Below are 10,403 nucleotides of genomic sequence, written 5' to 3' on the forward strand. Positions count from 1 at the left end.
TATACATGCAACAAGCATGGTGGCAAAAGGCAGTAGTGTATCAAATTTATCCAAAGAGCTTTCAGGATACAACTGGAAATGGAGTAGGGGATATTCAAGGAATTATTCAACGCCTTGATTATTTAAATGAATTAGGAGTAGATGTTATCTGGTTAACACCTATTTATGCTTCCCCACAAAAAGATAATGGGTATGATATTAGTGATTATTATTCCATTCACCCTGAATACGGGGACATGGATGATTTTGATCAATTATTAAATGTTGCACATAGTAAAGGGATTAAAGTCATTATGGATATTGTAGTGAATCATACATCTACAGAACATGAATGGTTTAAGCAGGCAGCTTCTTCGAAAGATAATCCTTATCGTGATTACTACATCTGGAAAGATGGAAAAGAAGATGGCAGCGAACCGACTAATTGGCAATCTAAGTTTGGTGGAAATGCATGGAAATATGAGGAGAATTCAGATCAATATTATCTCCATTTATTTGATGTCACACAAGCTGATTTAAACTGGGAAAATGAGAGGCTACGACAAGAAATCTATCAGATGATGAAATTCTGGTTTGAAAAGGGAGTAGATGGTTTCCGTTTAGATGTTATTAATCTTATTTCAAAGGATCAATCTTTTTCTGATGATGATGGGTCTCAAGCTCCTGGTGATGGGAGAAAATTTTATACAGATGGTCCACGAGTACATGAGTTTATCCATGAGATGAATAAGCATGTTTTTTCTAAATACAATAGCTTAACGGTGGGAGAAATGTCTTCTACTACATTAGATCATTGTATTAAATATACAAATCCAGAACGAAATGAATTGAACATGACATTTAATTTTCATCATCTTAAAGTAGATTATCCAAACGGAGAAAAGTGGGAGCTTGCACCAATGGATTTTCTGGAGTTAAAGAAAATTTTGTCTAACTGGCAAGTTGGAATGCATGAAGGCAGCGGATGGAACGCGTTATTCTGGTGTAATCATGACCAACCAAGAGTTGTCTCGCGTTATGGAAATGATGAAAAGTATCGTAAAGAGTCGGCAAAAATGCTTGCAACAACAATTCATATGATGCAAGGAACTCCTTATATCTACCAGGGAGAAGAGTTCGGAATGACTGATCCCAAATTCACATCCATTGATCAGTATCGAGATGTGGAATCATTAAATATGTATCAAATTTTAAAAGAAAAAGGGAAGTCAGAAGAAGAGGTACTAGAAATATTAAGCAGGAAATCACGTGATAATTCACGAACTCCTGTGCAATGGAATAAGGATAAACATGCAGGATTTACAGCAGGAACTCCGTGGATTGATATAGCCCAAAATTATGAGGAAATAAATGCTGAAAGTGCATTAAAAGATAAAGATTCTATTTTTTATCATTACCAAAAGTTAATTAAACTTCGCAAGCATTACAATATTATGACAGATGGAGACTATCAATTATTAGCACCAGATCATGTAGAGATATTTGCATATGTTAGATCGTTAGAAAAGGAAAAATTACTAGTTATTAATAATTTTTATGATGTGGAGACTAGTTTTTCAGTATCTAATTATCTAGAATTAGCTGGAGCAGAATCGACTATGTTATTATCTAATTATCCTGATTCTCCTACTTTAATGGAAAGTATAAGTTTGAGGCCATATGAATCGATTGTATATCATATAAAATAAGAATAAAGGAATAAGAGAGGATGTTGATTTTTGTTTAAAAGTCTATTTTCTAGAAATAAAAAAGAGGAAAACATTACTTATATTCAACCTTTAGAAGGCAAGTTAATAAGTATCGAAGAGGTTCCTGATCCTGTATTTTCTCAAAAAATGATGGGAGATGGAATAGCTGTTATTCCATCTCAAGGTGTGTTAATTGCTCCTTGTGATGGAAAAATAATGAATGTATTCCCTACAAAGCATGCATTGAGTTTAACAGATAATAACGGAAGAGAAATCTTAATTCATGTAGGACTTGATACGGTGACATTAAAAGGGGAAGGATTTACTTCCTTTGTCCAAGATGGAGATGTCGTGAAACAAGGACAAAAGTTAATGGAAATTGATTTTCCTGCTATTCAAGATAAAGTACCTTCTATTATTACTCCTATGGTTTTTACTAATTTAGGAGATGAAGAGAAAGTAAGAGTAGAAGGAAATGAGATAATAATAAGGTAAGGTAAGGGCTTAGGGAGATAATCCTTAAGTCCTTTACTTTTTAGTGGTATCAAATTTCTTTTTGAAGAATGAAAGTGTTCTGAAATGACAGCACTTTTTAACTCCTATATAGTAGACTTAATAGACTAGAAAGGAAGTGTTCTAGATGAGTAATATTCTCTTTGATTTACATACACATCATGATCGATGTGGTCATGCAATAGGAGCGTTGGAGGAGTATATTGAATCTGCTATAGATAAAGGTCTACACTATATTGGGATTTCAGATCATTCCCCTTTATTTTTTCATGAAGAAGATCGTCCTTTTCCTCGGTTCTCTATGGCAAAAAGTGAGTTTTCCGTTTATGTGGAGCATGTTCTTCGATTAAAAGAAAAGTATAAAGAGAAGATTCATGTTTTATTAGGAGTAGAAAGTGATTACTACCCGCATCATCTTCATTTATATAAGAAGGAATATGATAAATCTCCTTTTGATTATATTATTGGTTCTGTACATTACGTAAATGGAAGAAGCATATTTGATAAAAATAGATGGACTAATCTATCAGAGAAAGAAAAGGTACAAGAAAAAGAAGATTATTATAGAATGATTCAAGAATCTGCAAAGAGTGGTGTTTTTCAGGTGCTAGGTCATATTGATGCCATGAAAGGATACTACCCAGAATTCTCTGCTATTAAGACACCCATTATTGATGAGACACTGAAGGTCATTAGTGATACTGGAGTAGCTATTGAAGTCAATACCTCTGGAAAAACAAAGGATGTTGGGGGATGGTATCCATCTCATGAAATATTAGAACGAGCTTTATTTTATGGTGTTGATATTTCTTATGGATCTGATGCACATCTGCCAGAAAGAGTAGGCGATGATTATCTACTAGTACAGAAGGCTTTAAAAGATATAGGCTTTAAAGAAATGGTTTTTTTCGTTGAAAAGAAAAAACAAATAGTTAGGCTGTAAAAAGGACATAAAGAGCATCATTTAGAAAAGCATTCTCTACCCTAAGGAGGCGAGAATGCTTTTTTTAATGAGAAATATTTGACAGTTTGTATACAAATGTATACATTAGTATTAGATGGTTTTGTATACATATGTATACAAAGAATTCCTAATAGGAGGTTAACGATGAAAGATTATGAAGGTCAGGATAAACATAAGGAACATAGAGGAAAAAGACATCATCATGGAGCTAAAACATTTCGAAGAGGAAGGGCTATGGATTTTCTAGAAAGACTAAAAGTAAAACGCTCCACATTAAAGCAACAATTGGAAGCAGATCAATACCAAGAGATTAAGCAGGTAATACTTGGAGAGTTGAAAGCTATTGAAGCTGTAATAGATGAATATACAAAGCATTTTGAGTTGCATGAAGCTATAGTGGAAAAGGGAGCTTGTCAAATAGATTCAGAAGAAAAGAATAAAGAGAAAGAGTAAGGGTAAAGGGGAATAAATGTATGTGGGGACTAAAACAATATATAAAACCATATTGGATATTTGTGCTACTAGGGCCATTATTCATGCTTGGCGAAGTATTTTTTGACTTACTTCAACCACGATTAGCAGCAAAAATTGTGAATGAAGGTGTAGTGGATCGAAATTTTCAAATGATTGAGCATACAGGACTTTTAATGGTTTTAGTAGCATTTCTATCTTTAATCACAGGAGTGGCATGCAACTTATTTGCAAGTCGTGCTTCTCAAAATTTCGGTGCTGATATAAGAGAAGCTCTCTTTACGAAAATACAATCTTTTTCTTTTGAAACTATGAATACATATGCTTCTGGATCACTCCTAACGAGAATGACCAATGATGTCATTCAGGTTCAAAATTTAATGCAAGTATTGCTTCAAGGCTTAGTAAGATCTCCTAGTTTGCTGATTGGTAGTGTAGTGATGGCAATGCTGATCAATGTAAAGCTAGGAATGATATTGTTTGGAACATTGATTGTATTAGTAGTTGTAGTAGTACTTCTTATCAAATCTTCTTATCCTCTATTTTCAAAGGTTCAGATGAAATTAGATGCGGTTAATACGAAAGTACAAGAAAATTTAGCAGGAATTCGAGTAGTAAAAGCATTTGTACGATCAGATTTTGAAAAGAAACAATTTGAGAAAGTGAATAGAGATTACACAGAGATATCGATTAAAGCTGCAAGATTTATCGCTATTAATTCACCAATTGTATCGTTGATTATGAACATCTGTTTAATAGCTATCCTTCTCTACGGTGGAGATTTAGTATGGGCAGGTACCATTCAGGTAGGAGATCTAGTGGCATTTATCAACTATGTTGTTCAAGTTCTTTCTGCGTTATTAATGGTAAGTGCTTTATTCATTAATATTACACAGGCAAATGTTTCAGCGAGAAGAATTCAGGAAGTATTGTCAACGGTCCCAACTATGACTGCAGAATCTGAGAAAGAATTAAGTGTGAAAGCTCAGCATGTAAAATTTAATTCTGTGCTGTTTTCCTATAGTGGCAATAAGGAATCTAATGATGTGGCTCTAAAAGATATTGACTTTGAAGCAAGAAGAGGACAAACAATCGCTATTATTGGTTCAACAGGAGCTGGCAAATCGACGCTTGTTCATCTTATTCCAAGACTATATGATGCGACAAGTGGATCAGTAGAAATAGATGGGGTAGATGTTAGAAAACTACCATTACTAGAACTTCGGAAAAAAATCGGGATGGTATTACAGGAGTCCATTTTATTCACGGGAACTATTCGAGATAATATTGCGTTTGGTAAGTCAGATGCTACACAAATGGAAGTAGAAGAGGCTGCAAGAATGGCACAAGCTCATGCGTTTATCACTCATTTACCAGATGGTTATGACACGATGGTTGGACAAAAGGGTGTTAATTTATCTGGAGGGCAAAAGCAAAGAATTTCTATTGCAAGAGCATTATTAGTAAACCCACCAATCCTTATTATGGATGATAGCACTAGTGCGTTAGATTTGGAAACAGAGAAACACCTTCGAATTGCATTAGAAAAAGAGAAGAAAGAAAAAATCACCTTTCTTATTGCACAACGAATTACATCTGTTATGACGGCAGATTTAATTCTTGTAATGGAAAATGGAGAAATAGTGGGAAGTGGTACGCATGACGAGTTAACAAAAACAAGTGAAGTGTATCAAGCTATCTATCTATCTCAGTTTGGTAAAAAGGAGATGTCCTATGGCTGGAAACAAACAATCTCAAGCGAATAAAATAGATATAGCACAAATGGGATTCCAACCAGGTAGAGGCCCACGCCCAGGAGATGTACAAAAAGTAAGATCCAAAGATGCTACCAAAACTGTGCTCGGTATATGGCAATATTTAAAACAACAAAAGAAATCATTAATTATTGTTCTTATATGTACGATTATAACGTCAGTTTTGACTTTACTTGGCCCCTATCTTATTGGAAAAATGATTGATGATTATATTCTGCCAAAAAATGTGGAGGGTATGATCAGTCTTGGAGCTGTTTTACTCGGGATTTACCTATTAAGTTCTATATTTACTTGGATTCAATCTTATGTAGCTTCTAGTTTATCTCAAAAAACCGTTCAAGGAATGCGCCAAGATTTATTTAACAAGTTTCAACATTTACCTATTTCATTTTTTGATCAAAAGTCTCATGGAGAATTAATGAGCAGAACAACGAATGATATTACCAATGTCTCTAATACGCTAAATCAAACCATTGTACAATTAATGACTAGTGTTCTTATGTTAGTAGGAAGCATCATTATGATGTTGACTTTAAGTATTTGGATGACATTTATCACCATCTTAACCGTTCCAGCTATTGCATTTATAACAAAACGGATTACTAAATATACAAAGCAATATTTTTCCGAACAACAAAAAAGATTAGGAGAAGTAAATGGTTTTGTGCAAGAAAACCTTGCAGGTAATAAGGTAGTGAAGGTTTTTGGTAGAGAAGTAGATTCTCTCCAAGAATTTAGAGAACGAAATGAGAAGTTACGCTCGGTTAGTATAAAAGCACAAAGTGTGTCTGGTTCCATGGGGCCAATTATGAATGCCATGCGAAACTTGAATTTTGTCATTATTGCTGTATCAGGTGGTTTGTTTGCCTATCATGATATGATCACGATTGGAATAATTGTTAGTTTTCTACAATACTCCAATCAGTTTAGTCAGCCGATTAATCAATTAGCTAACCAATATAATATGCTTCAATCCGCCATTGCTGGAGCAGAGAGGGTATTTGAAATAGTAGATATCCAAGCAGAAAGGTACTCAGAGAATAAGGAAGAATCTTTTTCGATAAAAGGAGAAGTAGTATTTAAAGATGTTTCTTTTTCTTATAAAGAAAATCATCCTATCTTAAAAAATGTATCCTTACATGCTTCTCCAGGATCTATGATTGCTTTAGTAGGACCAACTGGTTCTGGTAAGACCACCATTATTAATCTCTTAACAAGATTTTATGAGAATCAGTTTGGGCATATCTATATGGATGGAAAAGATATCAAGGAAATGAATAAACAAGCATTAAGAAGCCAAATTGGGGTTGTATTACAAGATGCATATGTATTCTCTGGAACCATTAAAGAGAATATTCGCTATGGAAAGTTAGAAGCAACAGATGAGGAAATAGTGGATGCTGCAAAGGTAGCGAATGCAGATGCCTTCATTAAAAAACTACCCTCAGGCTATGACACCTATTTAAGTGCAGAAGGTGGAAATCTGAGCCAAGGTCAAAAACAGCTACTTACAATAGCAAGAGCAATACTTGCCAATCCATCTATACTGATATTAGATGAAGCTACAAGTAGTGTAGATACTCGCACAGAGCTACAAATTCAAGAAGCAATGAAGGCTTTGATGAAAGGAAGAACCAGCTTCGTAATTGCACATAGACTTAGTACCATTCAAGAAGCAGATAATATCCTTGTTATTAAAGAAGGAGAAATTGTAGAAAGAGGTACACACGACGAATTATTGAACAATAAAAATGGATTTTACACAGGATTAACAAAAAGCCAGTTTGTGCAACTTAATAATTAATCTTACATAAAAGGATTTACCTATTTTAGGTAAGTCCTTTTATAAAAAGTAATGAAGAGATATAAAAAACTTTTCATGCAGATAATTAGAATGGAAGAGGTTAGACTCCTTTTTGGATCTGTGAGGAGAGCACTGAAAAAGTGTTTGTATGTATAGATAAATACCGATTAGTGAGTATTAGTAACCAATACTTTATTAGTTTGGAGAGGCGTCTGACTCACTCCTACGGGATTAGCGAGACAGTCCGAGACCTTTGCATGAGCGTAGTGACGACGCGGCTCGTAGATGAGCCCCGTGGAAAGCGAACCCCTGTAACGGAAATCGTGTCCCTATTCAGAAGTGTTTAAGTTTAAATATACAACATTATATGCTCACTTTACTCCAATAAGGGATTTCTCGACAGCTTGACTTACCTATTTTAATTAAGTCCCTTTTGCCCTCAAAAGAAAAAATTCTATTATTCTTTAATATTTACTTGTTAAATCGTAATCGTTACGATATAATCTAAAACGTAATAATTACGAATTAATAGATTATATAGATTAAAAGGGGAATATTATATGATGGGAAAGAGTAATTCTATAAAAATAGTAAATAGATTCAATCCACTAAAGAGTAATTTTCTAAAACTAGGAATACTTTTGCTTTGTATGTTTGTTCTTGGAGCATGTACTTCTAATGAATCAGCAGGTGATAATAAAGATGGAAAGCATATTAGCTTTTTATACAACTTCGCTACAAATTCTTTAGATCCACATGTTGATACAAGTTATGTACCACTTCGAGCAGGTATTACAGAAACTTTAGTAAAATTAGATGAAGAAAACTTAACCATTGCTCCTTGGTTAGCAGAAAGTTGGGAAGGTAAAGACGGAAAAGAGTGGACGATAAAACTAAGAGAAGACGTTACATTTCAAAATGGAAATAAAATGGATGCTAATTCAGTAAAGGCATCTCTTGATAGAGCATTAAAAGAGAGTGTTGCTATACAAAATGCATTAAAAATAGAGAACATTGAAGCAGAAGAATATACATTACATATCACTCTTAAAGAGGCATTTCCAGAATTCATCTCTGAACTTGTGAATCCTAATGTATCCATTATAGACGTAACAGAAAAGGATATAGTGAACCACCCAGTAGGAACAGGGCCATTTAAATTAGAATCCTTTACACCAGGAAGTAAGCTGGAACTTGTTAAGTATGATGGTTATTGGGATGGAGCATCGAATTTAGATTCTGTAACATTCGCGTTTAATGAAGATGCAAATGCTCGCTCATTAGCACTTAAATCAGGTCAAGTAGATATTGTGTTTCGTCCAGAAGTGGAAAGTTTGGATTCTTTAAAAGCAATGGACGGTATTAAAGTAGAATCAACTTCTACATTTCGAGTACATCAAATAACCATGAATATGGAACGTGAAAGCATTAAGGATTTAAATGTTCGCCGTGCTATTGATGCATTAATTGACAGACAAGAAATTGTAGATAGTATATTACTAGGTTATGGAGAAGCAGCTACAGGACCATTTTTACCTTCGTTACCATTTGCACCAACTTATGAGGAAAGTGAATCTGGATCAGATGTAGCTGTGCAATATTTAAAAGAAGCAGGTTATTCGTTGGTAGATGGGAAAATGCAAAAAGATGGGCAACAACTAAAATGGACTCTGCTTACTTATAGTGCAAGAGCAGATTTACCATTGATTGCCCAAGTCTTTCAATCAGATGCAAAGCAAATAGGGATTGATGTTGAAATTCGTCAAATAGATATTCCAGAAGAATATATGGCATCTAATAGAGATTGGGATTTAGCTACTTATAGTAATTTAACAGCTCCTCGTGGAGATGCAGGATATTATTTAAATGCAACCTATCACCCAACTGGTGCATTAAACTTCAGTGGTACAGAAGATCCAGCATTAACAGCTATTATTGATGAGCTTAATAAAACGGTTGATCAAAGTGAAAGAGCAAATCTTGCAAAAGAAGCTGCGGATTATGTACATGATAATGTTATTAATTCTTTTGTACTTCATCCTGCTACTATCGCAGCTTATAATGATAAGAAAGTAGCCAATTGGAAAACGTCATTAAGTGAATATTATATGATTACAAATAAGTTGGATGTGAAGTAAATGCTTCGTATATTTACAAGGAAATTTTTAGAAGTAGCCATTTTTATGCTACTTATCACCTTTGTTAGCTTTTTGGTTGTCCGGATAGCACCTGGTGATCCTGTACTATCGATTCTAAATGTAGATGAACTTTCTGTCAGTCAGGATCAGCTTGAAGCAGTAAGAGAGGAGATGGGGTTTAATAAGCCCCTTCTTGTTCAATATGGATCTTGGCTCTTAAACTTTTTACAGCTTGACTTTGGTGAGTCATATACAACAGGTCAACCTGTACTAGAAATGATTGCAATGGGATTACCAGCGACATTAGAATTAACATTAGGATCTTTACTGGTTATGTTATGTATAGCGATTCCTTTAGGATCACTTTCTGCTCTATACAGAAACAGTTGGATTGATCATCTAAGTAGAACTCTTTCTATATTAGGTGCAGCAATCCCAAGTTTTTGGCTTGGACTTATCTTTATTGATTTATTTGCTGTTAAATTCAGCTGGTTTCCTACTATGGGAAGAGATGGCTTTGCTTCTCTTATTTTGCCATCACTAACCCTTGGAATTGCTATTTCAAGTGTTTATGTAAGATTGTTACGCTCTAGTTTACTAGATTCTTTAAGTCAAGAATTTATTCGATCTGCAAGAGCACGTGGATTATCTGAAAGCAGAATATTCTTCTTACACGCATTTCGCCATAGTCTTCCACCAGTTATTACTGTATTTGGGGTAAGTTTAGGTAGCTTAATCGGTGGCGTTGTGGTAGTGGAAGTATTATTCGCATATCCAGGTATCGGGAAACTTGTAGTAGATTCTATACGCCAACGAGATTATCCAGTTATTCAAGGATACATCTTGATCATGGCTATTTTTGTTTTTATTGTAAATACTTGTGTGGATTTATCTTATCGCTATCTAAACCCAGAATTGCGATTAAAGGAAAAGTCCTGCGGTAATATGTCAAGTACCAAAATCTAAGGAATTGGAAATTGTAAGCCAACCAATACCTAAAAAAGACAATACTTAAGAAACCCAGTAAGATATTAAACCATTTACTGGAAA

Annotated in this window: 8 protein-coding genes; all 8 read left to right on the top strand. The window is 34.4% G+C overall.

The features are described 5' to 3' along the window. Nucleotides 1-5: 5 nt before the first annotated feature. The 8 genes from treC to nikB all read left to right on the top strand — a co-directional run bounded on the left by treC (nt 6) and on the right by nikB (nt 10,319). Entirely contained in the window at nt 6-1,688 is a 1,683-nt protein-coding gene (treC, locus tag F9279_RS15360; protein WP_152114568.1) for an alpha,alpha-phosphotrehalase, read from the top strand. A 30-nt stretch (nt 1,689-1,718) separates the two neighbouring features. Then, a complete protein-coding gene (locus F9279_RS15365; RefSeq protein ID WP_152114570.1) occupies nt 1,719-2,183 on the top strand; it encodes a PTS glucose transporter subunit IIA in 465 nt (154 codons plus the stop codon). A gap of 145 nt (nt 2,184-2,328) precedes the next feature. Continuing rightward, nucleotides 2,329-3,144, top strand: a complete 816-nt coding sequence (locus F9279_RS15370; RefSeq protein WP_226793568.1) for a histidinol-phosphatase — start codon at nt 2,329-2,331, stop codon at nt 3,142-3,144. A 165-nt stretch (nt 3,145-3,309) separates the two neighbouring features. After that, nucleotides 3,310-3,618, top strand: a complete 309-nt coding sequence (locus F9279_RS15375) for a hypothetical protein (RefSeq protein WP_152114572.1) — start codon at nt 3,310-3,312, stop codon at nt 3,616-3,618. 20 nt (nt 3,619-3,638) lie between these two features. Then, nucleotides 3,639-5,402: an ABC transporter ATP-binding protein gene (locus F9279_RS15380; RefSeq protein WP_152114574.1), complete on the top strand. Its 1,764-nt coding sequence runs from the start codon at nt 3,639-3,641 to the stop codon at nt 5,400-5,402. Further along, entirely contained in the window at nt 5,371-7,215 is a 1,845-nt protein-coding gene (locus F9279_RS15385; RefSeq protein WP_152114576.1) for an ABC transporter ATP-binding protein, read from the top strand. Before F9279_RS15380 ends, F9279_RS15385 begins: the two co-directional genes overlap by 32 nt. Before the next feature lie 560 nt (nt 7,216-7,775). Continuing rightward, a complete protein-coding gene (nikA, locus tag F9279_RS15390) occupies nt 7,776-9,353 on the top strand; it encodes a nickel ABC transporter substrate-binding protein (RefSeq protein WP_152114578.1) in 1,578 nt (525 codons plus the stop codon). Beyond that, complete coding sequence (gene nikB / locus F9279_RS15395) at nt 9,354-10,319, top strand: nickel ABC transporter permease (RefSeq protein WP_152114580.1); 966 nt, start codon at nt 9,354-9,356, stop codon at nt 10,317-10,319. Nucleotides 10,320-10,403 lie beyond the last annotated feature (84 nt).

It is taken from the genome of Bacillus sp. B1-b2 (genome assembly GCF_009183415.1).
Classification (GTDB): Bacteria; Bacillota; Bacilli; order Bacillales; family Cytobacillaceae; genus Niallia.